At 53.2% G+C, this 24,383-nt stretch carries 23 protein-coding genes and 2 pseudogenes; 11 read left to right on the forward strand and 14 right to left on the reverse strand.

From position 1 onward, the window contains the following. Positions 1 to 79 precede the first annotated feature (79 nt). Positions 80 to 286 (reverse strand): ParD-like family protein, encoded by a 207-nt coding sequence (locus tag RC74_RS11105; protein ID WP_039000038.1) that lies wholly within the window; start codon positions 284 to 286, stop codon positions 80 to 82. Between the two features lie 114 nt (positions 287 to 400). Between RC74_RS11105 and map the strand changes: the two genes are divergently transcribed. Continuing rightward, positions 401 to 1,255, forward strand: a complete 855-nt coding sequence (gene map / locus RC74_RS11110) for a type I methionyl aminopeptidase (protein WP_039000039.1) — start codon at positions 401 to 403, stop codon at positions 1,253 to 1,255. A gap of 153 nt (positions 1,256 to 1,408) precedes the next feature. Continuing rightward, positions 1,409 to 2,476 carry an IS110 family RNA-guided transposase gene (locus RC74_RS11115; RefSeq protein WP_062628219.1) on the forward strand — a complete coding sequence of 356 codons (1,068 nt, stop codon included), beginning with the start codon at positions 1,409 to 1,411 and terminating at the stop codon, positions 2,474 to 2,476. Between the two features lie 55 nt (positions 2,477 to 2,531). Here RC74_RS11115 and RC74_RS22175 read toward each other — a convergent pair whose 3' ends face one another. From RC74_RS22175 to RC74_RS21725, 3 genes and pseudogenes are all read right to left on the reverse strand, one after another. Continuing rightward, positions 2,532 to 2,687, reverse strand: a complete 156-nt coding sequence (locus RC74_RS22175) for a hypothetical protein (protein WP_156477447.1) — start codon at positions 2,685 to 2,687, stop codon at positions 2,532 to 2,534. Between the two features lie 102 nt (positions 2,688 to 2,789). Then, a pseudogene (locus tag RC74_RS11125) lies at positions 2,790 to 3,254 on the reverse strand (site-specific integrase); the annotation flags it as partial. Positions 3,255 to 3,461: 207 nt separating this feature from the next. Further along, complete coding sequence (locus RC74_RS21725; protein WP_082802258.1) at positions 3,462 to 4,571, reverse strand: Hint domain-containing protein; 1,110 nt, start codon at positions 4,569 to 4,571, stop codon at positions 3,462 to 3,464. Between the two features lie 670 nt (positions 4,572 to 5,241). Here RC74_RS21725 and tspO point away from each other — a divergent pair. Beyond that, positions 5,242 to 5,721, forward strand: coding sequence for a tryptophan-rich sensory protein TspO (gene tspO / locus RC74_RS11140; protein ID WP_039001706.1), 480 nt, complete (start codon positions 5,242 to 5,244; stop codon positions 5,719 to 5,721). A gap of 159 nt (positions 5,722 to 5,880) precedes the next feature. Then, positions 5,881 to 6,072, forward strand: a complete 192-nt coding sequence (locus tag RC74_RS11145) for a DUF3010 family protein (RefSeq protein ID WP_039001707.1) — start codon at positions 5,881 to 5,883, stop codon at positions 6,070 to 6,072. 132 nt (positions 6,073 to 6,204) lie between these two features. Here the strand turns inward: RC74_RS11145 and RC74_RS11150 are convergent, their stop codons facing one another. Continuing rightward, the gene (locus RC74_RS11150; protein WP_039001708.1) at positions 6,205 to 7,935 is read right to left on the reverse strand and encodes a hypothetical protein; all 1,731 of its coding nucleotides are present in this window, start codon (positions 7,933 to 7,935) and stop codon (positions 6,205 to 6,207) included. A gap of 362 nt (positions 7,936 to 8,297) precedes the next feature. Here RC74_RS11150 and RC74_RS11155 point away from each other — a divergent pair, with 362 nt between their 5' ends. The 5 genes and pseudogenes from RC74_RS11155 (at position 8,298) to RC74_RS11175 (ending at position 13,678) form a co-directional block, all read left to right on the forward strand. Beyond that, positions 8,298 to 9,458 (forward strand): IS30 family transposase, encoded by a 1,161-nt coding sequence (locus tag RC74_RS11155; RefSeq protein ID WP_039001740.1) that lies wholly within the window; start codon positions 8,298 to 8,300, stop codon positions 9,456 to 9,458. Between the two features lie 423 nt (positions 9,459 to 9,881). Next, the gene (locus RC74_RS11160) at positions 9,882 to 10,382 is read left to right on the forward strand and encodes a TRAP transporter small permease subunit (protein WP_039001710.1); all 501 of its coding nucleotides are present in this window, start codon (positions 9,882 to 9,884) and stop codon (positions 10,380 to 10,382) included. Beyond that, positions 10,372 to 11,696, forward strand: a pseudogene (locus tag RC74_RS11165) (TRAP transporter large permease). The gene RC74_RS11160 and the pseudogene RC74_RS11165 overlap by 11 nt, the downstream one beginning before the upstream one ends. Positions 11,697 to 11,714: 18 nt before the next feature. Then, positions 11,715 to 12,806, forward strand: coding sequence for a TRAP transporter substrate-binding protein DctP (gene dctP / locus RC74_RS11170; RefSeq protein WP_039001711.1), 1,092 nt, complete (start codon positions 11,715 to 11,717; stop codon positions 12,804 to 12,806). Positions 12,807 to 12,961: 155 nt separating this feature from the next. Next, the gene (locus tag RC74_RS11175; protein WP_156477453.1) at positions 12,962 to 13,678 is read left to right on the forward strand and encodes a hypothetical protein; all 717 of its coding nucleotides are present in this window, start codon (positions 12,962 to 12,964) and stop codon (positions 13,676 to 13,678) included. A gap of 346 nt (positions 13,679 to 14,024) precedes the next feature. Here RC74_RS11175 and RC74_RS11180 read toward each other — a convergent pair whose 3' ends face one another. After that, positions 14,025 to 14,906, reverse strand: a complete 882-nt coding sequence (locus RC74_RS11180; protein WP_039001713.1) for a DMT family transporter — start codon at positions 14,904 to 14,906, stop codon at positions 14,025 to 14,027. A 258-nt stretch (positions 14,907 to 15,164) separates the two neighbouring features. Here RC74_RS11180 and RC74_RS11185 point away from each other — a divergent pair, with 258 nt between their 5' ends. After that, positions 15,165 to 16,133 carry an McrC family protein gene (locus RC74_RS11185; RefSeq protein WP_052274774.1) on the forward strand — a complete coding sequence of 323 codons (969 nt, stop codon included), beginning with the start codon at positions 15,165 to 15,167 and terminating at the stop codon, positions 16,131 to 16,133. 1,087 nt (positions 16,134 to 17,220) lie between these two features. Here RC74_RS11185 and RC74_RS11190 read toward each other — a convergent pair. Beyond that, entirely contained in the window at positions 17,221 to 17,457 is a 237-nt protein-coding gene (locus RC74_RS11190; protein ID WP_039001714.1) for a hypothetical protein, read from the reverse strand. Positions 17,458 to 17,617: 160 nt separating this feature from the next. On the opposite strand from RC74_RS11190, the gene RC74_RS11195 reads away from it, so the two are divergent. After that, positions 17,618 to 18,343: a Crp/Fnr family transcriptional regulator gene (locus RC74_RS11195; RefSeq protein ID WP_236939913.1), complete on the forward strand. Its 726-nt coding sequence runs from the start codon at positions 17,618 to 17,620 to the stop codon at positions 18,341 to 18,343. 29 nt (positions 18,344 to 18,372) lie between these two features. Here the strand turns inward: RC74_RS11195 and RC74_RS11200 are convergent, their stop codons facing one another. From RC74_RS11200 to RC74_RS11230, 7 genes are all read right to left on the reverse strand, one after another. Further along, entirely contained in the window at positions 18,373 to 19,332 is a 960-nt protein-coding gene (locus RC74_RS11200; RefSeq protein ID WP_039001717.1) for a carbamate kinase, read from the reverse strand. A gap of 1 nt (position 19,333) precedes the next feature. Next, positions 19,334 to 20,335 (reverse strand): ornithine carbamoyltransferase, encoded by a 1,002-nt coding sequence (gene argF, locus RC74_RS11205; protein ID WP_039001719.1) that lies wholly within the window; start codon positions 20,333 to 20,335, stop codon positions 19,334 to 19,336. Positions 20,336 to 20,345: 10 nt separating this feature from the next. Then, the gene (gene arcA, locus RC74_RS11210; RefSeq protein WP_039001720.1) at positions 20,346 to 21,569 is read right to left on the reverse strand and encodes an arginine deiminase; all 1,224 of its coding nucleotides are present in this window, start codon (positions 21,567 to 21,569) and stop codon (positions 20,346 to 20,348) included. Beyond that, the gene (locus RC74_RS11215) at positions 21,566 to 23,014 is read right to left on the reverse strand and encodes a YfcC family protein (protein ID WP_039001721.1); all 1,449 of its coding nucleotides are present in this window, start codon (positions 23,012 to 23,014) and stop codon (positions 21,566 to 21,568) included. The genes arcA and RC74_RS11215 overlap by 4 nt, the downstream gene beginning before the upstream one ends. Before the next feature lie 113 nt (positions 23,015 to 23,127). Beyond that, on the reverse strand, positions 23,128 to 23,505 hold the full coding sequence (locus RC74_RS11220) for a DUF4440 domain-containing protein (RefSeq protein WP_052274775.1): 378 nt from the start codon (positions 23,503 to 23,505) through the stop codon (positions 23,128 to 23,130). A gap of 1 nt (position 23,506) precedes the next feature. Next, positions 23,507 to 23,911 (reverse strand): hypothetical protein, encoded by a 405-nt coding sequence (locus RC74_RS11225; RefSeq protein ID WP_039001723.1) that lies wholly within the window; start codon positions 23,909 to 23,911, stop codon positions 23,507 to 23,509. 148 nt (positions 23,912 to 24,059) lie between these two features. Beyond that, positions 24,060 to 24,332, reverse strand: coding sequence for an acetate/propionate family kinase (locus RC74_RS11230; protein ID WP_039001725.1), 273 nt, complete (start codon positions 24,330 to 24,332; stop codon positions 24,060 to 24,062). Positions 24,333 to 24,383: the final 51 nt, after the last annotated feature.

Raw genomic sequence — 24,383 nt, forward strand, 5'->3', positions numbered from 1 at the left:
CGGACATTGCTGCCGTTCTGCATCATAGCATGAATGGCTGCTTTGCGCGTTCCATGCAAGATTGAGGTGGCGTCGGTTATCAAGCTGCCACAATCTGTGGCAGTTGCACATCTGCATCTTTGAGCTGCTGGGCGATTATCTCGGTGAAAGATAAAGTCGGATTGGCCTCGGCCAGCATTCCTACTTTCATCCAGAACTCAGCCTGGGCATTGATCGACCTGCACATAACGCCACTGCACTTGCGCAGTTCTTCATGCAGTTCATCTCCAATTTTTACGATCCCCATCGACGCGCCTCCTATTGGGCCATATAAAACATATACGATTCGTATACAGTTAAGACAGGGGCCAGTCAAACGTCTCCCAGTTGTAAAACGCAGAATACTTGGAAAGAAAAATGGATGGCCACTTATATCAACGTGCCTGTTGCGCCGCCGGCAAAAAACGCGTGCAGAACCGATAGTATAAAGCTTTACGGGCCGGATGCTTTCGAGGGAATGCGCCGTGCTGGAGCTTTGACTGCTAAATGTCTGGATGACGTGGCAGATCTTGTCAGTGACGGTATGCCTCTGTCTGCCATCAACACCTTCGTTCTCGATTTTGCCGCGACACATGGCGCGACACCTGCGACCCTCGGCTACCAAGGGTATGAATATGCCTGCTGCACGTCGGTCAATCACGTGGTCTGTCACGGTTTTCCAAACAAGAAAAAGATGCGCGACGGCGATATTGTGAACATCGACGTGACGCTAATCCTTGATGGTTGGTTTGGTGACACCAGCCGAATGTATGCTGTCGGAAAACCGAAGCGAGCGTCTGAACGACTTGTCCAGATTGCCCACGAGGCGATGGTGCAGGGGATAAAGGCCGTGCGTCCTGGTGCGCGGTTGGGCGATATTGGCCATGCAATACAGAACTATGCACATTCGGAACGTTGCTCAGTCGTGCGCGATTTCTGTGGCCACGGCATTGGCCAAGTCTTTCACGACTCCCCAAATATTCTGAACTTCGGCAAAGAAGGCACAGGTCTGGAGTTGCGTGAGGGCATGATCTTCACAGTTGAGCCGATGATTAACCTTGGGCGAGGCGACGTGAAAATGCTTGCGGATGACTGGACCGCCGTGACGCGGGACAAGTCTCTATCGGCACAATTCGAACACTCAATTGGGGTGACCGCCGATGGGTTCGAGATTTTTACGCTTTCATCCACCGATCTCCATGCGCCGGGTTTCACGATTGAAGAAATTCCAGCATAGCCGACATTCGTTGCGATTGCGGCAATCTGCAAAGCGGGCTCTTTCCGGCCGTTCGCTGCTCAGGCCATCAAGGTCCGGTAATGGGATGTACCGGCTACGCCCCCATCGGGTTAAACTGTGCTTGTTTCACCCGTTAACAGAGGAGAAGTAGCCATGAATTCGAAGAAGGGAATCAAGATCGAGGCGTTGATGTCAGTTGGTATAGATATCGGGAAGGACGTGTTCCATTTGGTTGGATTTGATCCTGATGGAAATGTTGTTGTGCGCAAAAAGATCAAACGGATGGCGTTGGAAAAGACATTTGAGGAACTGCCATCCTGCATCGTTGGGATGGAAGCCTGTCTTAGCGCTCATTTTGTTAGTCGGGCGCTGCGCAAGATGGGGTTTGAGCCACGGATCATTCCCGCCATCTACGTTAAGCCGTTCAATAAGGGTCAGAAAAACGATTACAACGATGCGGAAGCCATCGCAGAAGCGGCGCTTCGTCCGAATTTGAAAAGCGTTCCAGAGAAGAGCCAAGATCAGCTTGACCTGCAAGCCCTGCATCGGGTTAGATCGCGCTTGGTGTCGCGGCGCACGGCGACGATTAATCAGATCCGGGCGTTTCTGATTGAACAAGGGATCACGGTTCGCAAGGGTCTGCGGGCCCTGAAGAATTCGTTTCTGACAATCCTTGAAGAACGCAAAGATGAGATATCGCCTCGGATGCGCAAGATCCTGATCGGCCTCTACGGTGACTGGATGTGGATGGATGACCGGATCGACGCAGTTTCCACCGAGATCGAGCAGATCAGCCGCGCCGAAGAGAACTGTGTGAACGTCATGACGATCCCGGGCATCGGCCCGATGATTTCCACGGCCATGGTTGCGGCCATCGGTACAGGGGATGCGTTTGATAGAGGACGTGATTTTGCCGCCTGGGTTGGTTTGGTGCCACGACAATACAGTACGGGTGGACGAACCGTGCTGGGCCGGATCTCAAAACCTGGCAGTCGATATTTACGGATGCTGTTTGTGCAGGCCGCCAAAGTGATCCTAATGCGCCCGCATCGCTGGCCGGACTTCAGCTTTGGTGAATGGCTGATCAGAGCCGAGCCCCGCATGCATCGCAACAAACTCGCTGTTGCGCTTGCCAATAAACTTGCTCGAACCGCCTGGAGCGTCCTGCACCACGGCACCACATTCGATGCACCAAGAGACGAGGTTGCTGTCGGAGTTTAACACCCTGCCACGACCCTAAGGAGTTCGCGAAAGATAAAAGCATGGAACGGAAATATTACGCCCCCAGAATCTGACGGCCCAAATGGTCATCATAGGCCTTTCCGCTAATGAGATCACGGTGCGAGCGTAACCCCAATGTGGCCACGACCCGCGTGTCGATCAACAGGCCGGATACATATGAGCGACTTCCGAGAACATGTGAAAAAATCATTTGCAAACAGTAGCCGGTACATACATTTGGGCCGAAAGCGACAACTGCACTAAGAGTTGTCTCGGAATTTTTATGCAAACGCAGCATTCGTTACTAAGGGCGGAAAGCGGTGACTTCCAACCCTATGGAAGAAACCCAACCGCGCACAATCTGGGCATATTGGCGTGTTGAGATGTGAAGCCGTTCTTGGAAACGCCCAGGCCAAAGAAATTCGGATCCGACCATCAGCGGATCTTCCATCCACTTGGCGACCGATGCGCGGGTGCCCTCCGAAATCTCAAACCGAACCGGTTTTTGAGTTTTGCTTTGCAGAACGGACGCCCGCGCCTGGATCTGCGCCGATGCCATTACATCCACGACTTTCATCCGGACAAGATCACAGCCGCGCAGTTTGCTATCGATGGCCAAGTTGAACAGGGCAAGATCACGACGGTTTTCAGCCAGTTCCAGCCTGACACGGATGGCCCAAACATGTTTAGGTTTTAGGGGAAGCTTCTGACCGACGATGCGACCTTTGTTCCAAGCGGGCCGAAGCGCACGAGTGGCAGGTAAATTTAGTGTTTGCATGAGAGATCCTCCGATCCGCCATACCCTCCCACAGCGACAACCCGACGTTGACAGAACCGTATATCACAAGTTGTGCAAAAGCAGCTAAAGTCCGCCAAGAGCCCAAACTGACCATTGCTTTTTCATAGTGAAGAAAGGTTTCTTCTACGCAGCCATAACAAAAGCAATCAACCCGCGGTTTGGCAGACCTTGGTGGCGCGCACACGGTTAGCAATACAAAGGAACATTATTCGCTTGATGTCTCTGAACTAACTTTTTCATACGCATGCCCTTTTCAGGTATGTGACGGGCCGAATTCGGCTTGAAATTTGGTTTGCGGGTCTCAGGAAACAAGGTGTGTACTTCTTCACGCCCTTCAGGAGACAGAGCGTTCAGTGCTTCTGGCCCTGTAAACAGGCTTTCTGTTGGGGCTCCGTTGGACCAGACGACCTGATGATCATCAAACAAAAAATGCCAATACTCCACGCCCTCCGTCGTGTTGTTCAAGACATCAATTCCGGCCAATGGAAGCAATTTGTGCGCAGGGATCAAGACGTCTTTGGACCCAAACATCCGCATAGCAATCCTTGAAGACACGAGAACACGGTGTTGTGGCGATACACTTAAATCCTGAATGGGGTATCCTACTCCCAATGCCCCCGAACGTATCAGTATAGGTTTGAGCTTTGGGTGGGCTTGAAGTTGGGCAGCACTTAAGCTACGAGCGCCGATCCAACGAATTGGCTCATAGTCACCTTCATATGTGAGAACCATATCGCCCAGTTTTAAACCTTCAACGGGTTTAGGGCCTTGCAACGTCTCAATCAATGTTCCTGATGAAAAGCATGGGACATCCGTGAATTCGCCGCTTGCGTTCGTGGGGCCGGTTACAATCTGGTCTAAAACGATTGAATTTGTACCACTATCGTTCCAAGCAGCATCAATCGCCGCTGTGTTTGCCGTTAACCCGTTGAAAAGCTCTAGGGGTTCGAGTGATCCATCATCCGCCTTTACGCCAAATATTGCTATCGTCCCGTCTGGACTTATCTCTAGTCGGAATACGGGTTCAGGACCAGTATTACCAAGCTGCCAAATTTCAGGTGTATCGGTTCCATATTGATCTCCATCAGCAAATCGAACTGTCTGACCTGAAGTGCTGCCTGTCTGGAACTGGAGTTCATTTGGTGCGCCTCCCGGGCCACCGACAAATAGATCGACGCCATTGATTTGGACACTGAGACTGTTGTCGAGTCCAACAAAGTCAATCACCAAGCCACCGCCCGGCGTCGTATCGATGAATGTCGTAGAATCACCGCCGTCTATCGAAAAGGTCGTCATTTATCACATTCCTGCAGCACAAAAAGGACCCTCACGGCTGTCTTCCTTAAAATGGGTACTGTCATTGCAAATTTCCAAATCATACCGAAGCGGTAATACTGTTCATAAATTTCAATAGCTCTTGAATGCGGCGAGATATGGGCGATTTGATGAGGAGATTAGTGCATTTGCAGCGAAAGCTAACTTTGTCCACATTGCCGTCATCGGCCTCGCCAAAATGCTGCGCTCCATTACCAATGGATCGAAAGCGAAATCAGAAAAGATAGTTGAAATGGGCGAAGCCCAGCTGGTTCTTAATCTGGCCGTAAAGGGAAACCCCAGGGAACAAGGCAACACTGAGATTTGTTGCTTGCTCGCCAGCTCCTTCGAAGCGGCACACGCTAGAGGGTGAGCTTTCTCGACCCCGTCGATGAGGTGGGGTTGCCTGGATTTGCAATGCTTATCGGTTTTGGTACGGCAGCTGGCAGCCGCACTGGTGGTTAACAAATAGCTGCTATGAGCGGCCTTCATCTAACTAAGGGGCACTTGCGTGATCGCAGCGGACTGATCCAGCAGGAAGATTAACCAACGAACCTGTTGGTTCGCAGTCGGAATTGGTTTGTGTGACGCAGTGATTGGCAGAGCGCGCCCGATGGAATAGTGGTATTGGATAACTTGAAAGGTGCTTTCCATGGATATCCTGCTATTCTTCCTGTTTCTTGCTGCGACAATTGGCGCTGGGGCGACTGGTGCGTTGTTTCCAACGGGGGCTTGGTACATAGGGTTGAATAAGCCTTTGTGGGTGCCTCCAAACTGGTTATTTCCGGTGGCTTGGACGACCATCTATCTGCTGATCGCATTCGCAGGCGCTCGGGTGGCTGGTGTGGAAGGCAACGCATACGCGATGGCATTCTGGGCCATTCAGATCGTGCTCAACACTCTTTGGACGCCGGTATTCTTTGGGCTGCGACATCTACGAGCCTCGATCCTAATCATGGCCTGCCTGTGGTTTGCGGTTCTGGGTGCGACAATAACCCATTGGCAATTGGACACATGGGCCGGGCTGGCGTTCATGCCGTATTTAGTTTGGGTCACTGTGGCAGCAGCATTAAACCTGTCCATGGTGCGCCTAAATCCCGATCAGAAACCGCTGGATATGGCGAAGTTATGAGTTTTGCCGATTCCACTTAAAATAACCAAGTTTACGGCTCATTCACCGGTCGTAAATTCGTTTGCCCACTTTGAAACGCAGCACCTCGTATTTGGATCACCAGAACAGATATAAATGAGAATGTGGAATTTTCACATATTTCACATAAAGGAATAGCAAATGGTAGTATGCGGCTGTGAAATATCGGCAAAGGAAGTTCGGCTAGCTGTCGTCCGCCAAAATGATGAAGGCGTCGTCGAGATGCTTCGTCTCAATACCACACGGATAGAGCTCGAGAACGATACATCTGAGACCGATTTGCGGTTATTCATGGCGCCTGGATTCAGTGGATCTCTTGCGGGCGACGCTTAGGCGGCACCATGCAGGGCGAAGGCTGACCTCGCGTATCGGAAGGCCGAATGCTGTCGTGTCGGAAAGGGCGAGTGTGGCGAAAAGCACTGTCTGAGGCAGAGGTCTGAAACCCTTGCCCGCAACCTAGCCTGCTTACCTGACCTGCAACAATGAGCTTTCGGTTATGGAATAAAGACCGTTCGATACATCGGCACCGTACCGCACGGTTCCAAAGTCGAATGCCCTAAAGGAAGTGCGCGTAGCGTCGCCGCGCGACAGAAGCGTTTCGGCATGGTCGTTCCTTAAGTACATGAAATTATTTCGGAAGATTATCGGCGTGAAGTTCTCTTGAAAATATCGACTGTCATACATTCCCGTCACGAGTGACCAAACTTCATGTGTTTGGATGAGATCGGGAGCAACTTTGGAAAGGTATTCGTCGAACCCGGCATACCCTTGTTTTGCGAGAACTGGGTTGGTCAGCAAAGCAATATCGATGACCGCGACGGTGTCGCAGCAAAGACCGAGACCGCCGACATCGGGGACGACAAACTTGATGACAGGCAGATCAAGGCGCTCTGCCATAGCCTCCACCGCTTCGCCCGTGATCCGGTAATTGTCGGGTGTTACGCCATAAAACCCATGAGAATAGGGCTGGGTCGGGTCGAGGTTGGACACATCCATTTCTGAAAACTCGGAATAACTTGCACCGGTGGCCAGCGCGCTGAGAAATTGCCTGACTGACCCAATGCTTCCTACGGAATGCCCGGCGATTGTAAGAAGGATCAACGCTGCCGGCAGCAAGGACAGGGTCGCTGATTTGCCCTTTTCAGCGAGGGCATCGCTTGCAGCGGCCACACCGACAATGGCCGGTGCAAGCAAGCTGAGCGTCATGCGGGCGTCGTACCCCCAATTGCGGCCCGACAATATCGCAAACAGGCCAAAGGCGATGATGAGGAGGTGCTCAGGCCGAACCCGTCTCTTCGGGCCTGTCAGAAAAAATAGAACGGGAATCGTAATGACTGGCACGGCGTAGTGTTTCAAGAAATCCATTAATCCCAGGAATTTGAGCTCGATTCCACGAAGGCCCGAAGCGCTATATGGCGGATGCATCTTCGCCAGAATGGTGTTGGGAACAAACGAGTCGAAATAAAGAGTTCGGAACAGCTGCAACGCCAGGAGCATCAGAACTGTCGCACCGAAGTGCTGGAGAAAACGGGCCCGGTCGAGGGGCTGGGCTTTCCAAATTGCAAGGGCCAGAACGACAAGCAGATAGAAGCCAGCCTCGATGCGGATGAGGAGCACGCATGGAAGTACCACGAGCGCGACAAGGTGGCGTTTGTTCAGAAAATGGAAATACACGAGGAGGAAGAACGCAAAGGCGGTCATCTCCATGCCATTGAAGACCTCGGCATAGTGAACCGGCAGCAGGCAATAGAGGGCGCTGATCAGCGCTGCATGAGGAACGGAAAGATACCGTCGCAGGATATGGAAAAGCAGGCAGGAAGTCGCGCCGAGAAATATTGCGGAAATCACCCTTGAGGAGATCACTGCTTCGTTGAAGTCGAGCGCCAGGCCTTGAACCACCCCGCCACTCAATATCGCGAACAGGAGGCTGGATGAGCCTTCGACACGCGGACTGGATGCATTGAGTGCAAATTCGCCTGTTGCGAAAAGTGTCTGACCGAATGCAAGTGTGATCGCACCGTCGTCCCAAGAATACGGCCCGCCGACGTGTGAGATGACAAGCGCAGCCAGCACCGGAAGCGTCATCAGGAACGTGTACACCACGAAAAGGCCATATCTGGTTAGAATTGCATTCGACACGTGCGGCCCGGCAGAATCGTCGCGGGAGGTATCCGGGTTCGGTTTATCCACGGTCATAAAGCCACATGCGGGTAGATCCCAAAGCTCTTATCTACGCATACTGGCCAGAGCCTGTCGAGACTGAGCGCGGTTCAAGAATCCATTTTATCACATATCGGCACCATCGCCAGCTTTGCTTGGCGGTTTTTTGGTGCGGCTGACCGGGTCTGCCCTCGTTTCCGTGGGCAGGCTGGTAATCACGCGTTACGCTTACTCAGGGCGAGGTCTGGCAGACCCGTTCCGATCATAGTGCATTTCACTTCACTTACAGCCTAGTGAAAGCGGCCATTGGTTGACTACGGCCCAAGGGGCGCTTTGTCCGGTGATTTCAATCGGTCGACGCAACACTTTAATCTTTTTGGAAAGATGGAGTGTTTATGATGAAGTATCGCACACGGACGTTTTATACCGAGACGCAGAAGTCGGAGATGTGGGATCGATGGCAGCGCGGAGAGTCTTTGAGCTCGATTGGGCGCAGGTTTAATCGTGCATCGTCTTCGATCTATCCGCTTCTGGCTCGTACGGGAGGCATCCGCCCACCGGAGCGGGTGAGATCGCGGTTGGCGCTGACCCTTACTGAACGTGAGGAGATATCGAGGGGTCTGCGTGGTGAGATGTCTTTGCGATCAATTGCGAGATTCCTGAAGCGACCAACCTCGACGATCAGCCGTGAAGTCAGGCGCAATGGCGGAGCCAAGGATTATCGTGCGGCACGATCAGATGCAGCCGCTTGGGATCGTGCTCACCGCCCAAAGTCCTGCAAGCTGGCAGGGAATTCCTATCTCTGCCGCGCCATATCGGCCAAGCTGACCCGCAAGTGGTCCCCACAACAAATTGCAGGTTGGTTGATGCGCAAACATCCGGATGAAGAAGGCAAACGGGTGTCGCATGAGACTATTTACCGAAGCCTATTTATCCAAACACGTGGCGTACTTAAGAAGGAATTACTGGAGCACCTGCGAGCGACCCGATCCATTCGAAGGTCTCGTCACGCCACATTAAAACGCACTGGAATAGGTAAGTTCAACGACGCGGTATCAATCCGTGACAGACCAGCCGAGGTGGAAGATCGGGCCGTGCCGGGTCATTGGGAGGGAGACCTCATCGCTGGTTCCGGCAACAGTTTCATTGCTACTCTTGTCGAGCGAAAAACGCGCTATGTGATGCTGGCCAAGGTTGGCAACAAAGACAGCAACAGCGTTATCCAGGCCTTGATCAAACAGTCACGCAAGTTGCCAAAAGAACTGTATCGCTCTCTGACATGGGACCGTGGGTGTGAGATGGCCGGGCATAAGAAGTTCACCTTAGCCACGAAGATCGATGTCTTCTTGTGCGATCCACACAGTCCTTGGCAACGCGGCTCAAACGAAAATACCAACCGCCTGCTACGACAGTACCTTCCAAAGGGCACAGATTTGTCGATACATAGTCAAGCAAAGCTGAGCGCAGTCGCAAGACAGCTCAACGAACGACCACGTATGACGCTCGGATACGAAACCCCCGCAGAGCGTTTCAATGCATGTGTTGCGTCCACCGGTTGAAACCACCGCCCTTTGTGACGAATGCTGCGGTTGCGGAAAAATCTCGAGCCAACTTCCAGCGAAGATATCGCGAACGGCCCAGAGCCGACATTGACACTCATCGCAGCGAACGGCGGCTCTGAGCCCTCTTTACCGAATTTCTGCGGCGCAGCTAATGTCTGCAATCATGGTAGCACCAAAAACCTTCAACAACTGCTTTGGTTTTGAACGGCGTTTGTGACAGCGTAAATCGGGGTGGTTTGGGCACGTGCCAAAAACGAGCGTTTTTGAACGCCCCCGATGATTGCTTAACGAAGTTTCGGGCTGGCTAACAACTTCCTGAAACAGGCACACTCATATCGATTATAAATCAACTCAAAATTGAGCTTGTAACAAGACTGTGTTTGCGTCCATGCTTTCGTAAATTACGAAGACTGGGACGCCATGATACTCAAAGCTATTGATAATTTAAACGAAGCCGTTGGCAGAATTGTGTCCGTTGTGGCGGTCGTTTTTGCTGCTATTATCATTTATGATGTGGTCATGCGGTACGTTTTCAATGATCCGACCCGTTGGGCGTTTGACGTGACCAAGCAGCTCTATGGCTTTTATTTCGTGATGCTGGGCGGTTATGCATTACGGCATCAAGCGCATGTGCGCGTTGATCTTGTGACCGAACGGTTAAGTTTGTCGACGCGCCGCTGGGTCGAAGTGGCCGGATACCTCATCTTTTTCTTCCCGTTTGCGTGGGTTTTCATGATCCGTTCGTGGGATTTCGGAATGACCTCGTGGAACCAAGGTGAGACAACTTACGGGTCTGTCCAGCTGCCGGTCTATCCGCTGAAAATGGCTATGGCTGTGGCTGCGGGGCTTTTGTTCTTACAGGGTATAGCCGAAGTGCTGAAGCTTGTTCTTGGCCGCGAGGTTCCGCATCATGACGCCTGAAATCATTGCTCTATGTATGTTCGGCTTGCTGCTGTTGGGGCTTTTCATGGGGCACCCGCTGGCCTTTGTCTTGGGCGGTACGGCCGTCCTAGGGGCACTGATCGCGGGCAAACCAATGGTGCTGGGCATCGTGATCAACCGTATTTACGGTGAGGTTCTGGAAAACTTTATCCTGATCGCCATTCCGCTGTTCATTCTGATGGCCCGGTTCCTATCCGACAGCGGCGTCACGGACCGAATGTTCGAGGCTCTGCGCCTGCTGCTGTCCAATGTGCGTGGCGGTCTGGCACTGGCAGTGGTGTTCATCTCTATCTTGCTGGCTGCGACGACCGGTATTGTGGGCGCTTCCATCACTGTGATGGGCGTGATGGCACTTCGTCCGATGCTGCAATACGGCTATTCCCCTACACTGACGACTGGCGTTATCGCTGCTTCGGGTTGTCTTGGCATTATCATTCCCCGTCTATCATGCTGATCCTCATGGCGTCCTATTCGCCGCTGTCCGTGGGTGAATTATTCGCCGGTGCGATGATCCCCGGCATCCTTCTAGGCTTGCTCTATGCAGCTTGGGTTGTTGTTGTGGCAATTTTCGATCCCAAATCCGCACCTGCTGTAGAGCCGGATGAAAAAATCGCGCGCGGTGCCCTTATGAAGATGCTTGCATTCGAGGCCGTACCTCCGCTGCTCCTGATCCTCGGTATTCTGGGTTCACTGCTGGCGGGTATCGCTACAGCTACCGAAGCCTCCGCCATTGGCGCGGCGCTGGCCTTGGTTATTGTTATTATGCGCGGAAGGTTCACGCTGACAAATTTCTATTCGGCGATGCTGGAAACCGGACGCACCTCTGCGATGATCCTGTTTATCGTGGTCGGGGCCACCGCCTTTACCGGCGTGTTCAACATCACCGGCGGTTTGCGAGCCACGCAGGAAATCATTCGCAACTTTGACATGGCCCCATGGCTGCTGATCGCAACAATGCTGTTTATCGTCTTTATCCTTGGCGCATTCCTTGATTGGACCGGTATCGTGCTGCTGTCCTTCCCGATCTTCCTGCCGATCATTCAGGAAATGCCGGATGTATCGCTGTTGTGGTTCGTCGTTCTGGTGGCGCTGGTTTTGCAGACGTCATTCCTTACACCGCCCTTTGGATATGCCCTGTTCTACCTGCGCGCCATCGCGCCGAAAGAGGTGCGCACAGGTCAGATCATCAGAGGCGTTATGCCGTTTATCGGGCTGATCCTTGTCATGTGCTTGGCTGTGGCGCTTATCCCGCAGCTGGTACTCTGGCTCCCTGACACTCTTTATTCTAAATAACCAAGAAAGGAGTTTCTTATGAAACTGACCCACTTTATCGCAACCGCCGCTGCGGCACTCACCGTATCCGGTGCTGCCATGGCGCAGGAAAAATGGACCATGACCACTACATGGCCCACTTCGCTCGAACTGATCGAAATCGACAAGCATTTTGTCGAGTTGGCAAACAAGCTGACAGGCAATGACCTCACAATCGAATTTTTCGAGGGCGGCGCATTGGTTCCTGCTGGCGAAGTTTTCGGCGCGGTTGAATCTGGCACCATTCAGGCTGGCGCCGACTGGCCCGGTTACTGGGCTGGCCGGAATTCCGCCTTCTCGCCACTCGCAACCACGGCATCCCTGTTTAACGCAGTTGATTACGTCAACTGGATTCAGCAGTGGGGCGGTCAGGAACTCTATAACGAGATCTATGGCAAGTTTGGCATGGTCTATCTGCCCTACGGCGTGACCAACAACGAATCCGGCTTCCGCACCAACAAAAAAATCGAAACACTGGAAGACCTGCAAGGCATGCGTCTGCGGCTGTCCGGGTTGGAGCAGGGCCGTCTGCTGGAAAAACTCGGCGGCAGCCAGGTCTCCATGGCAGGTGGCGAGATCTATCAGTCGCTTGAGCGTGGCGTGATCGACGGTGCCGAATTCTCCACACCAAACGTGGATTTCTCCGGTGGCTTCCAGCAGGTCACAACCCACTGGGCAACACCTGGCTGGCACCAGTCTGCATCTATTTTTGGCGTGATGATCAACAAGGCGTCATGGGATGCCCTGTCGGACGAAACACGCGAAACACTGACAATTGCTGCCGAAGCCAACTTGATCTGGTCGCTGGCCTTCACCGAAAAGCGTGCAACAGAAGCCTACCAGAAGTTCAAAGATGCAGGCATCGAAATCACACGTTACGATGACGAAGCACTTGCGAAAATTCAGGAGATGGCAAACATTGTCATTATCGAAACGGCCTGTGAAAACCCTGACAGCGCGAAGGTTTACCTGAGCCAAGTCGAGTATCTGAACGACTATGCCAAATGGCGCGATGCGTCGGCACCATTCAACCTTGGCCGCACACCAAACGGTCCTGATGTTGAAAAACTGCGCGAGTGTGCATCGAAGTAAACCGATCTTTTAGCGTTATACTGAAAGGCCCGCCCACAGCAGGCCTTTCTTCATTTTTGATCGATCATCTCAAACACCGCGCTCGGCCATGCGCATTAGCGCGTCAGAAATTTTCAACTCCGGTCCGGCTGCCGCTCTCAATCTGGCTTTCCCGCATGGCTAATACCCACAACCTCGCGCTAGCACCCTCGAAAAAAAAGCGTGGACGTCGTCTAAGGCCTAAATCAAAACCTTTTTGGGTTTACGCTGTCGCACTCTGGATGATTTCAACAGCAGCAGTCGCGCAAGACGCGATCTACCCTGCGCCCGGAACGGTTTTCATTTATGACATAACCGAAACAATCGGCAACGAAGACGAAGGTCTAATGGTCAACTCTTGGCGGGAGAGTACCAAAATTCTACTGGTGGAAAACGGTGTTATCCTGCACCAAAGATGCCGTGAAGGCAGGCCTTCATGCAATAATTTCGTAAGCGATGGTTCTGCTGTCAAATATCTTGGGTCTCAAGAAAATGGTGCCGCTTCATCAGATACCATTTCATCGCAAGACGTTGCATATCTCGCCGATGTTACAACTGACGACCAACCTGCCTTCTATCCGTTGGAAGATGGCAAAAGGATTGCATGGGTCGATCCAGAATATGGTTTTGAGGTCAATCTGCGCATGACCTGTTGTGAAGCAGATGAAAGCGGTGACAGCCGTCTATGGGCGTTTTATCTTACAAGACCTTCAGATGAGGCCAATGGCACCGAGGTAATACAGTTTTTTGATCCGGACTTGGGATGGTACGTCGGGAGCCGAAGTTTGAGCGCGATGCCTCGGTTTCCAAAGCGTGTCACAATCGAGTCCCTGATAGAAATTGAAAGGCCATAGTTAGCCACGTAGCACTAACGACCCTGCAGTACTTCAGGTATTTCGGCATAGCAACGTGGCCTACGAAATAGGCTGCGATGAGTACGTAGACCTGTACTGGGCGGACCGTCTGAGAAATTTGAACTTCGTCCCTGTTCCCGGACATTGGGGTACTTTACCCCCAGTCCATGAAAGGGCCCCAAATGGGACAACCTCGAAGAACGTACACTGACGATTTTAAGGCCGGCGCTGCAGACGAAAGGGCGAGAAAGGGTAACAGGAGGGCCAAAATAAAACGCGTCATTCTTCTAAGGCGCCGTCTTGAACGGAAGCAGAGACAGTAGCCTGATGAATAGCACTAACAATCCTACACCCGTATTTCGGAAAGTGACAATGCTCTACGTTCGCGCAAGAATGTGAATAACCCTGTGCCAATGACGATAGCAGCTCCGAGTAAGGTCAGTGCGTCGGGGCGCTCGTTGAAAACCAACACGCCGATAACAAGTGAAAACAGCAGGCGTGTGTAGCGAAACGGAGTGACGGTGGAGGCGTCGCCTATGCGCATGGCGACAACAATGCCGTAGTAGCCGGCACCGCCAAAAAAAACACCGCCGACAAAATAGGCGGCTTCTAGTTTTGAGACGGCAACCAGCGTATCCGGGCTCAAAAATAGCAGTATTGTGCCCGCAACAATCAGCGATGCGAAGGCTTGGAATGAGATTACTGTTGAAGCGATATTTTTAGGGATTCTGCGGGTGATCAGATCACGCGTTGCAACGCCAACAATTGAGATGAGTACTAAAAGCACCGCAGGATCAAAGCCGCTGAGGCCTGGCCTGATGATGATTAAAACTCCGATAAAACCGACCGTAATCGCAGTCCAACGCCGCCAACCTACCTGTTCCCCCAAAAATAGCGCGGCGCCCATTGTGATGACCAAAGGTGTCACCTGAAACACGGCGGCAACTGTGGAAATGGGGACCAATGATAGGGAAGTTACAAAAGCAACGGCTGCGATGGCGTCGGCCGATGCGCGCGCGATGGTTGCACGCGTCCAGACGTGTGCTGCGAATATGTTGTGCCCCTTGGTGTATGCCATGAGCGCGAAACCGATGGAGCTAGAGGCGCCAAGCACGATCAAAATCTGACCTGTGGAGATTGTGCTGGACAGAAGTTTGACAAACAAATCTTCTAACGCGAATCCAGCCATAGCGGCGATCATCAGCAATATGCCGTTGAGGTTGTTCATATTGTCTTTCCAAAGAGATACCGTGCTTTGGGCAATATCGCCTTTGGCATGTTTAACTTTGGTTTATGTGAAACTTAGAATTGGACTGGGTGCAAGGCATATATTGGCCCTCGCGGGCTCAACCCAAGAAATCAACAAACCTGGTTTCTCGCTGCGCTGCGGGCGGCACCGATGAGGTGACCTGAGCGTAGGAAAGCAGTCATCAGTGGCATTGCAACATTTCAGTAAAATGGGCTTAAATCTGCCATTAGCGGCGTGATGTGGCAAGCTCGGCGTGAGCCTGATCTTTTTGCAGTAGTCCGGGGTGGGCTTATTGGCTCAGAGCCAAATCATTCAATCAAATCTATGGAGGCTTTCTATGATTTGGTGCGAGATGGTGAAGTCAAAACCGCCGGTGGGTCCGTTGATGTTGCACGGCAGTTCACGCGTTACGCGGTCAATCCATCAAGACTAGCATGCCAGTTTGATGATCTCTCTGTTGATACTGCGTTAAACCAGATCATCAAGGCGGCCGTGATGCATTTGGCTAAGCTGTCCAGGAGCTCATCAAATCAACAAAGGCTGCGTGAACTGGCATTCGTTTATGCGAGTGTCTCCGAAATCCAACCTTCAGCTTTGCCTTGGGCGGACGAGACAATCGACCGGTCCAATCGACAGTGGTTTGATCCTTTCGAAATGGCTGGCCTCTTTTTACAGAACCGCTACCAGACAACGACCGGAGGTACAGGACGAGGAACAGCACTACTTTTCGAAATGAATACTTTATTCGAAGAATATGTCGGCCGCCAGATTTCGCGGGCATTGGCCGGGACCGAGCTGACGGTATCTTTGCAGGGTGGTCGTCGCTACTGTCTCACATCTGTGGATACGGAGAGGGGGCATTTCCAAACTAAGCCAGACATTCTGATCCGTCGTGCAGGCACAGTGACCCATGTGATAGACGCAAAGTGGAAACGGATATCATCACAGATTGATGACCCGAAACTGGGCGTGTCTCAGAGCGACGTCTACCAGATGATGGCCTATGCTCAGCTATATGGCGCACCACGTCTCACTCTTCTTTATCCTCATCACCCCGGGCTGGGCAGCGAAGAACTAGTTCATGCTCGCCACCGGATAACCGGCTGCGAAACCATACTGGAGACTGCAAGCATCGATGTAGCGAATGGTAGCAATATTCTTGAACGTCTGCTTGGACTTATCGTTGCAGGCGAAGTGTTGACTTGAATGGATAACGCTTTGGACATTCCCATAGTTTACCCAAGACTGCATTAGGTACCGTGCGAATAATCTGCTTACCTCAGCCGACCAGCAACTAGTACGACATACCCCCACCCGCGATCCGCAACTAGTTTTCCCACCTTCTCCGTGTGCAAATCATTCGGTTAGAAACGAATAACCGTGTATACCAGTCGGCGCTCAATCGCTTGTTCAGATTGGAAATCGACCGCTTGCGTAGTATTTCCGTTCGCAGGATATCGAGTGAAGACTGAACCTTCGGAGGTATAACGTCTTTCCAGTCAAGATCGCCGACCAACGCCCATTGAACCGTGCTCGTCTGTCCCGGTTTCCGCGGATTGCTGCCAAGTTGGCACAACAAAAGGTCGCCTTCCTTCATACCGCTGAAATCTCGCCGTCCGGTTACATTGGCCGTGACGTGCATGAACTGTCGGCTTGCATCAGACGAACATATAACGAAACCAAAGCCCCGGTCTTCAACGAGAGCATCAACCGTTGTCAGAATTTGCAGCTTGACAAGCTCAGACTCCAGAGAAGGGGGAGTGGGTGCCTGTTCTTGCCTCTTTCGGGCAGGATTTCTTTAAGTATACCGAATTGATTCATGAGGTTAGTTAAGCTGAACAGGACTTGATTGCGCAAGGATGCGCATGCGAAAGGGCAGGATTTATAGTATTCGTGACTAATGCCCCACAGACAAAAATAATGACGGCTCGATCTTGTATAAGGCGGAACATGTTTTCCCTGTTGCAGGCAACTGCTTGACACTAATTCTACCGGCTAAATGGACAGGCTTAGGCTTTCAAAGCCCTGCAGGGGTGAGAAGATTAGCAATCCATAAACTAGGCTAATTGAGTTAAATTCAAACTTTCATAGTTTTGTTTTAAATGATGGCAGGCGAGGGAGAACTCCTTTCCTGTAGATCGAGGCTGAAACGTTATTTTTCGGCGGAAAAAATTTGCCCAAGAAATGATTGCCATATGTTCATTTACTGGTAAGTAAGATCTGAAAAACAGAGACGGTTCGATGCGAGTACCAACACCTCCTAGGCGCGTACGGCCTATTCCAAGGTGAGATTCTACAATTTGCGAGAGAAATCGCCACCAGAGAGGATGCGATTAATTAGGCTTGCCACAGCTTTGTGCGTTTCAAGGTCAGCCTCTGAGCCGTCAGCATTTTCATGTGTAGCAGACGCGTCCTTGAGAACCCCTAAAATTTCGCTTTCGGGCAGGACTCTTGCGTCGTTTAGCGCAAGAAGTAGTGCTTCGCAGATCGACAAGGCCGCCATTCCTGAATAGGCTTCATGGTCAGGCATGTTTTACTGCCTCTGATAAAGAAGGTACCCGATATTCAGGGTGTTTGAATTGCTCTCTGAACAGGTATACAGATAATCCCTAAGTTGCACTGATCCACATCAGCAAATAGTGCCCTTTTTTCGGAAGAGTTCGCTGTGACTCGAAATGAGGACGACATTGATGAATAATGCCTATTTGGTTCGTAAGTTGGGGGCCTTTGTCGCCCTATCCGAAACCGAACTTGCATCCCTTGAAGCCCTGCACAAGCGGCGACGGGTTTTTACCGTCGGGCGCGATCTGGTGCACCAAGGGCAATCGGAGCATACGGCCTATGTTCTCGCGTCGGGCTGGGCTTGCTCGTATAAAATTCTGCACGATGGCCAACGCCAGATTATCGACTTTCAGATTCCGGGTGATTTTTTGGGTCTGCGCAGCGTTTTACTACATATGTCGGATCACAGCATTGAGCCGATCACCGACATTGAAGTCTCCGAATTTTTGGTCTCGGATTTAATGGAGGCCTTCACCCAAACGCCTCGCTTGGCCATGGCGATCCTGTGGGCCGCGTCCCGTGATGAAGCGATGGTGGTTGAGCATCTGGCGGATATCGGACGGCGGAGCGCGGCGGAACGGATGGCGCATTTCCTGCTGGAACTCGGTGCCAGACTTGCGTTGGTCGGGTTGGGCAGTAAAAAAGGTTATGCCTGCCCCCTCACACAATACCTTTTGGCGGATGCCCTTGGCTTGACCGCAATTCACGTCAATCGCGTCCTACGACAGTTGCGCGAAAGCGGTTTAGTCACGTTTCGGGATGGGTACGTGACCTTCGATGCGTATGACCGCCTAACCGAATTCGCGGAGTTTGACCCAACCTATCTGGACCAGGTTGGGCCGATGTTGAGTTAAAGGTTGTACGGCAATTTTTAGTGCAGCCTTTAATCCAGCGCCCCGCCTTCGTTGTCCCAGACTTTTAGCGGTTTGGCTGCGTCCGAAAGGACGTTGGTTCCGGCGCGCTGCTCCAGAATTGCGCGGGCGTCCGACAATTGGCCGATTCCGGCAAATGCGCCGCCACCTTGCACAAAGGCTACCGCAGCACTGACCTTGGGTCCCATTGAGCCGGGGGCAAGATCGAGTTTGGCCAAGGCTTTGGGGGTGGTCATTCCGATCACGTGCTGGTTGTCTTGGCCGAAATTCTCAAAGACGGCTTCTACATCTGTAAGCAGCAAAAGCGCGTCCGCCTTAAGCTCCATCGCAAGAAGCGCTGCCGTTCGATCCTTGTCGATCACGGCTTCCACTCCCTCCATCGCACCGTCCGCATTGCGCAGGACGGGAATGCCACCACCACCCGCACAAATTACGCAGTGACCCGCGTTGAGCAAAGCATTGATTGCCTCGATGCCCAGAATCCGCAGGGGCAGGGGCGAGGGCACCACGCGGCGCTGCCCGCCAGTGGCCTCGGTTACCATGGTCCACCCATGATCCGTCGTCGCGCGCCTTGCCTCGGACGCGGTATAAACAGGCCCGATGGGCTTGCTTGGTTTCTCAAAAGCGGGGTCTTTTGCGTCGATTTCAACGCGGCTTAACAATGTGGCACAGCGGGAGCCCGCAGGCAGGGCGTTCATCAATTCTTGTTCGATTAAATAGCCGATCATACCATCCGTTTCCGCCCCTAGCACATCCAACGGCCAAAGCTTTTCGGGATCATAGGCGGCCGCCTGAAGCGCGAGTAGGCCAACTTGTGGGCCGTTTCCATGGGCGACAATGATCTGATGTTCGCGAGCTAGATCCGCAAGGGCCGTGGCCGCAATTCGCACATTCGCAAGTTGCGCCGCCGCCGTCATCGGCTGACCCCGTTGCAACAACGCATTCCCGCCAAGGGCAATAACTATGCGCATCCTATGCCCCCATCGTGGCGACGAGAACCGCCTTGATTGTGTGCATCCGGTTTTCGGCCTGATCAAACACAACCGAGGCAGCGGATTCAAACACCTCGTCCGTTACTTCCATGCAATCGATGCCGTATTTTTCAAAGGTTGCGGCGCCAACTTCTGTATCTCGGTTGTGGAAGGCAGGTAGGCAATGCAGGAACTTCGCGTAGGGGTTTTCGGTCTTTTCCATAACGTCGGCCGTGACGCGATAAGGCGATAGAAGGGCGATCCGCTCTTCCCAAACCTCTTCTGGTTCCCCCATTGAAACCCAAACGTCGGTGTAAACAAAATCGGCGCCTTTTAGCCCCTCGGCGTGTTTTTCCGTCAGGGTAATCCGCGCACCGGAGGTTTCGGCAATCGTCCTGCATTGGGCGACGAGGTCAGGATTAGGCCAACAGCTTTTCGGTCCGCAGAGGCGAATATCCATACCTATCAAGGCAGCACCAATCATAAGTGAGGAGCCCATGTTATTGCCCGCGTCGCCCATAAAGCAAAAGGCAGTATCAGACAGATGTTTGTGCGTGAACTCTCGCATGGTCATCAGATCCGCGAGGATTTGTGTCGGGTGAAATTCATCGGTTAGCCCGTTGAATACGGGCACGCCGGAGAATTCAGCCAAGACTTCTGCGTCCTTCTGGCCAAAGCCACGATACTCGATCCCGTCATAAAACCGTCCCAGCACGCGAGCGGTGTCTTTCATCGATTCCTTATGGCCAATATGGCTTCCCGTGGGGCCTAAATAGGTGACATGCGCCCCCTGATCAAAGGCCGCCACTTCAAAACCGCTGCGTGTTCGGGTGCTGTCTTTTTCAAAGATCAGGGCGATATTCTTGCCCTGCAGTTTTTGCACCTCAAAGCCACCATTCTTGGCGGTTTTAAGGCTCGATGCCAGTTGCAGCAGGTGTCTGATTTCATCGGGAGTAAAGTCGAGAAGGGTTAAAAAGCTTCTGCCGTGTAGGTTCTGTGGCATAATAATATCCTTAAATTTCGTCGCGAATGAGGGGGCAAGACATACAGTGTGAACCACCGCGCCCGCGCCCAAGTTCAGATCCGGGGATGGTGATTACTTCCACGCCTGCTTTGCGCAGCAAGGTGTTGGAATAGACGTTGCGCTCGTATCCGACGACCACACCGGGTTCCAGACACAGGAGGTTGTTGGCATCATCCCATTGTTCACGCGCGGATTCGTAAGCGTCGCCACCCGTTGGAACGGTTCGTAGTTTTTTGATCCCTAGGGCCTCTGCGACGACCGCCAAAAATGGCTTGGCCTCCACTTCGACGGCAATGGTGTTGCCGTCACCGGGGCGCAGGCTTGTGCAGCGAATTGCGTCCGTAACTTCGGCAAAAACGGTGACAAGATCACGGTCACAGAAGGTAAAAACGGTGTCGAGATGCATGGACCCACGGGCGCGTGGGAACTGGCAGGCAATCACGCGGGTTGCGCCGCCACTGGCAAAGAGGTTGCGCGCGATCTGGCTGACGGCTTGCGGCGTGGTGCGCTCACCCATGCCAATCAGGACTGTGCCGTTGCCGATTGGCATGACATCGCCGCCTTCGACGGTCGCGGGGCCATGATCCTGTTTTGGGTCGCCCCACCATATCGGAAAGCCAGCGTCCTTGAAGTCGGGATGAAACCGATAAATCGCGGCAAGGTTCAGCGTTTCAAGGCGGCGTGCGGGCCAATGCATGGGGTTCAGGGTGACGCCGCCATAAATCCAGCACGTGGTGTCACGGGTGAATATATGATTGGGCAGCGGCGGTAAAATGAAGTCGGCAGGTTCCAGCATAGGGGCAAGAACACCGTTGGATTTGATGGGAAGTTCGCCGCGGCTCATGCCGCCGATCAGAATGGTGGACAGAAGATTTGCATCGACCTCCATCAGATGCGCCAACAGATCGTCGGCAAGGCCCACACCGACGGTATTGTCGTTGACCCGCGCCTCCAGCAACCAGCGGCGGGCCTCCATATCGGCAAGGGTTTCGGTCAGCAGTTGCCGCAAGTACACGACCTCAACCCCGCGGTTGCGCATCGCATCGACGAAAGTCATATGCTCAATCCGCGCCTGCTTAACCCAAATCACATCGTCAAACAGCAGTTCGGCACAGTTTGACGGCGTCAGGCGGGCCATCGCAGCACCGGGTTTGTGAACAAGAACGCGGCGCAGTTTGCCGGCCTCAGAGTGAACGCCATAGGTCAGGGTCATGCGGTTGTTCCTTGCAGAAGGACGCCAAGACTGAGGGCGACCATGATGATAATTGAGAGCCCGAGAAGCACAGGCCAGACGAAACGGAGCCAACGTTCATAGGGGACACGGGCAATCGCAAGACCGCCCATGACGACAGCGGATGTCGGGGTAACGAGGTTAACGACGCCCTCGGCCGATTGGAACGCAGTCACAACGAGGCTGCGCGCAACGCCCGCAAAATCGGCGACAGGGGCAAGGATCGGCATCGACAGCACCGCAAGGCCAGACGTGGACGGCACGAAGAACGACAGTGCGACTTCGATCCAGTACATGACATTGATAAAGACAATCCGGTTCAGGCCAGTGACGGCGCCTTCGGCCCAATGCAGGATGGTGTCGGTGATGTGACCTGCGTCCATGACAACGACAATGCCGCGTGCAAGGCCGATAATAAGCGCCACGCCAAGTAGATCGCGCGCGCCGCCGACGAAGGCCTCAACCAAGCCTTTTTCGCCCAACCGCCCAACGATGCCGATACCGATGCCCGCAAAAAGGAATAGCCCGCTCATTTCGGCCATCCACCATTCGTTGAGGGAAACGCCCCAGATCATCACAGCAAAGGTCGCCCCGAACAGCAGCAAAACGATTTTGTGCAGAGGGGTGAATTCGGTGGTGACGCCTGCTTCGCTGCGAAAGTGCGCCTCGTTTTCGGCTTTGCGATCAAAGACCAGCGAGCGTGACGGGTCGGCCTTGACCCGCGCCGCATAGCGCATGACATAGGCAACGGTTGCCACAAAAGTGACCGCCAGAATGCCAAGTCGCAGCGTTAACCCGTCGGTAAAGGGAACACCCGCAGCATCGGAGGCAATTACGGTCGAAAACGCGTTGACAGTTGAGCCAAGGACGCCAACCCCTGCGCCGAGCATAATCACTGCCACAGCCGTCAGTGAGTCATAGCCCGCCGCGATCATGATTGGCGTTAGTAGCACATAAAAAGCCAGCGTTTCTTCGGCCATGCCTTCGGTTGTGCCGCCTAATGCAAATAACCCCATTAAAATCGGGATCATCCATTTTTCCCGCCCCTTCATACGCGTCATGGCCTGTTTGATCCCCGCGTCAATGGAACCCGTGGCCGTAACAACACCAATAAACCCGCCGATCATCAGAACGAACAGAGCCACGTCAATGGCGTTTGCGGTATAGCTAACAGGGTCGTAAAAACCGGCAATCGGGGCGAGGAGGATGTCAAAAATGCCCTGAGGGTTCGCCTCTGTGAGGGCGTAGGAGCCCGCGACGGGGACGTCTTTGCCCAGCACCTCCGAGGCTTCGCGCATGTATTCACCAGCTGGGATCACCCAAGTCAGCGCCGCGATGATCACGATCAGTAAAAAGAGGATGGTATAGGCCGACGGAAAGCTAAATCGGGAGGGGTTTTCGGATTGTTTGGAGTTGGGGGAAGCCATGGATGTGTCCTTTGCAAGCCAGCCATAAATGGACGTTGGCGCATGTGGAAAATCTTGGTGAGGAGAATTTAGAGACGTGGTTTGAGGTTACGGAGTGGCCGTGGTTCGGCCCCTCATGGTAGGGGAGTTTGCTGGTGTGAAAGTCGCAGCCAAGTAGCGTCGTCTTTCATGTAGGTCGAAGTGCAGAGTGCTGTGTAGAGCGGCACGCCCTCTCGCTCAGCAGAGACTCGATAGGCCACAACCGCGATACCGCCTTTGCGCGTAATATAGCGCTCGCTCATCACAACCGAGCGCCAGCGCTGCGACACGTCCGAGGATTGTCCAATCGCATCGCCCTGTAAAAATCCGGCAGGATATGGATAGACAAAGATCGCATTCTCGGCCGTCATTTGACGCGCACTTTCGGCACCCTGTGTCCAAAACCGTTCTTCGAGGTCCCAAAGGGTGATCTCGGTCTTGATCGGGGTCGCGGGCGTTGTGGTGGTGTTCATCTCAATATCCCTGTGCCAGTAGTGCAATCCAACCAAACAACAGGACCGTCGCGATGATTTTGTAAATCGGTGCTCCAAAGGGTGGCATCATAGTTCCGGTGGAGTCCGTGGGTGCGGAGGCGGCCGGTTGGGGCATACGAGCCAGCAACGTTGCGACGGTTTTGTCGTAATCCGGTGCGCCTGCGGGAACGTCTGTGAAGCCTGCAATCAACGTCTCAAGCCGTTTTCGCGCTGCGCCTACGGGCAATGTGGCCAAATCCGAGGCTTCGGCCCATGGATCGACGTCAAGCCGCGCCAGCATAGACAGGAGGGAGACATGCGCCCCTTTTTTGTCTTGGCCGACAGGGGTGCTGAGAAACGCCGCGAAGGCTGGGTCTCGCTCTAGCGTTTCGGTTGTACATGCCATTGTGCGAAATTCCTTGCTTGTGTCGGGGGGAATCCGATATGTCCCGTGAGTCGGAACACGCGGCATTCACCTCCGTGTTTATGCGTATCCTAAGAGAGGAAGTTCGGCCTTGGGCTGACTCAAATCAGTGTGCGGCCATTAGGGTGCATCAGGGAGCGTTGCTTCCCCTGTTAGACGCGATGTCTGTAGCTGACATGGATTTTTCCTGCGGCAGATATAGCATCACTTCGGGGGCGAGCGCCCCACGACGACGGCCCATCATCAGACTGTCCTGCGGGGTGAACCTCATGCTGGTTGCACCGCTGCCAGGATGGGCGACGATCACCCGCCGTTTGGCCTTTCTGCCAAGATGTTGGGGCAGGGCGCAGGCTATATACTCATAGGACAGGCCGTGGAACCCATAGCGCAGGATAAAGCCCATCGCGTAAATCTAGGGCATTATCTGCGGCGCAACCATGATGTGGGTCAGTGG

The sequence above is a fragment of the Falsihalocynthiibacter arcticus genome, assembly GCF_000812665.2.
Lineage (GTDB): Bacteria > Pseudomonadota > Alphaproteobacteria > Rhodobacterales > Rhodobacteraceae > Falsihalocynthiibacter > Falsihalocynthiibacter arcticus.

Bases quoted from the DNA above. Each gene is read 5' to 3' on its own strand.
- dctP (WP_039001711.1), top strand. From the start codon at position 11,715: ATGAAACTGACCCACTTTATCGCAACCGCCGCTGCGGCACTCACCGTA.
- RC74_RS11145 (WP_039001707.1), top strand. From the start codon at position 5,881: ATGGTAGTATGCGGCTGTGAAATATCGGCAAAGGAAGTTCGGCTAGCT.
- RC74_RS21725 (WP_082802258.1), bottom strand. From the start codon at position 4,571: ATGACGACCTTTTCGATAGACGGCGGTGATTCTACGACATTCATCGAT.
- map (WP_039000039.1), top strand. From the start codon at position 401: ATGGCCACTTATATCAACGTGCCTGTTGCGCCGCCGGCAAAAAACGCG.
- RC74_RS22175 (WP_156477447.1), bottom strand. From the start codon at position 2,687: ATGATTTTTTCACATGTTCTCGGAAGTCGCTCATATGTATCCGGCCTG.
- RC74_RS11190 (WP_039001714.1), bottom strand. From the start codon at position 17,457: ATGCCTGACCATGAAGCCTATTCAGGAATGGCGGCCTTGTCGATCTGC.
- tspO (WP_039001706.1), top strand. From the start codon at position 5,242: ATGGATATCCTGCTATTCTTCCTGTTTCTTGCTGCGACAATTGGCGCT.
- RC74_RS11155 (WP_039001740.1), top strand. From the start codon at position 8,298: ATGAAGTATCGCACACGGACGTTTTATACCGAGACGCAGAAGTCGGAG.
- RC74_RS11185 (WP_052274774.1), top strand. From the start codon at position 15,165: ATGTGGCAAGCTCGGCGTGAGCCTGATCTTTTTGCAGTAGTCCGGGGT.
- RC74_RS11180 (WP_039001713.1), bottom strand. From the start codon at position 14,906: ATGAACAACCTCAACGGCATATTGCTGATGATCGCCGCTATGGCTGGA.
- RC74_RS11105 (WP_039000038.1), bottom strand. From the start codon at position 286: ATGGGGATCGTAAAAATTGGAGATGAACTGCATGAAGAACTGCGCAAG.
- argF (WP_039001719.1), bottom strand. From the start codon at position 20,335: ATGCCACAGAACCTACACGGCAGAAGCTTTTTAACCCTTCTCGACTTT.
- RC74_RS11150 (WP_039001708.1), bottom strand. From the start codon at position 7,935: ATGACCGTGGATAAACCGAACCCGGATACCTCCCGCGACGATTCTGCC.
- RC74_RS11195 (WP_236939913.1), top strand. From the start codon at position 17,618: ATGAATAATGCCTATTTGGTTCGTAAGTTGGGGGCCTTTGTCGCCCTA.
- RC74_RS11215 (WP_039001721.1), bottom strand. From the start codon at position 23,014: ATGGCTTCCCCCAACTCCAAACAATCCGAAAACCCCTCCCGATTTAGC.
- RC74_RS11200 (WP_039001717.1), bottom strand. From the start codon at position 19,332: ATGCGCATAGTTATTGCCCTTGGCGGGAATGCGTTGTTGCAACGGGGT.
- RC74_RS11225 (WP_039001723.1), bottom strand. From the start codon at position 23,911: ATGGCATGTACAACCGAAACGCTAGAGCGAGACCCAGCCTTCGCGGCG.
- RC74_RS11230 (WP_039001725.1), bottom strand. From the start codon at position 24,332: ATGGGCTTTATCCTGCGCTATGGGTTCCACGGCCTGTCCTATGAGTAT.
- RC74_RS11220 (WP_052274775.1), bottom strand. From the start codon at position 23,505: ATGAACACCACCACAACGCCCGCGACCCCGATCAAGACCGAGATCACC.
- RC74_RS11175 (WP_156477453.1), top strand. From the start codon at position 12,962: ATGGCTAATACCCACAACCTCGCGCTAGCACCCTCGAAAAAAAAGCGT.
- arcA (WP_039001720.1), bottom strand. From the start codon at position 21,569: ATGACCCTGACCTATGGCGTTCACTCTGAGGCCGGCAAACTGCGCCGC.
- RC74_RS11115 (WP_062628219.1), top strand. From the start codon at position 1,409: ATGAATTCGAAGAAGGGAATCAAGATCGAGGCGTTGATGTCAGTTGGT.
- RC74_RS11160 (WP_039001710.1), top strand. From the start codon at position 9,882: ATGATACTCAAAGCTATTGATAATTTAAACGAAGCCGTTGGCAGAATT.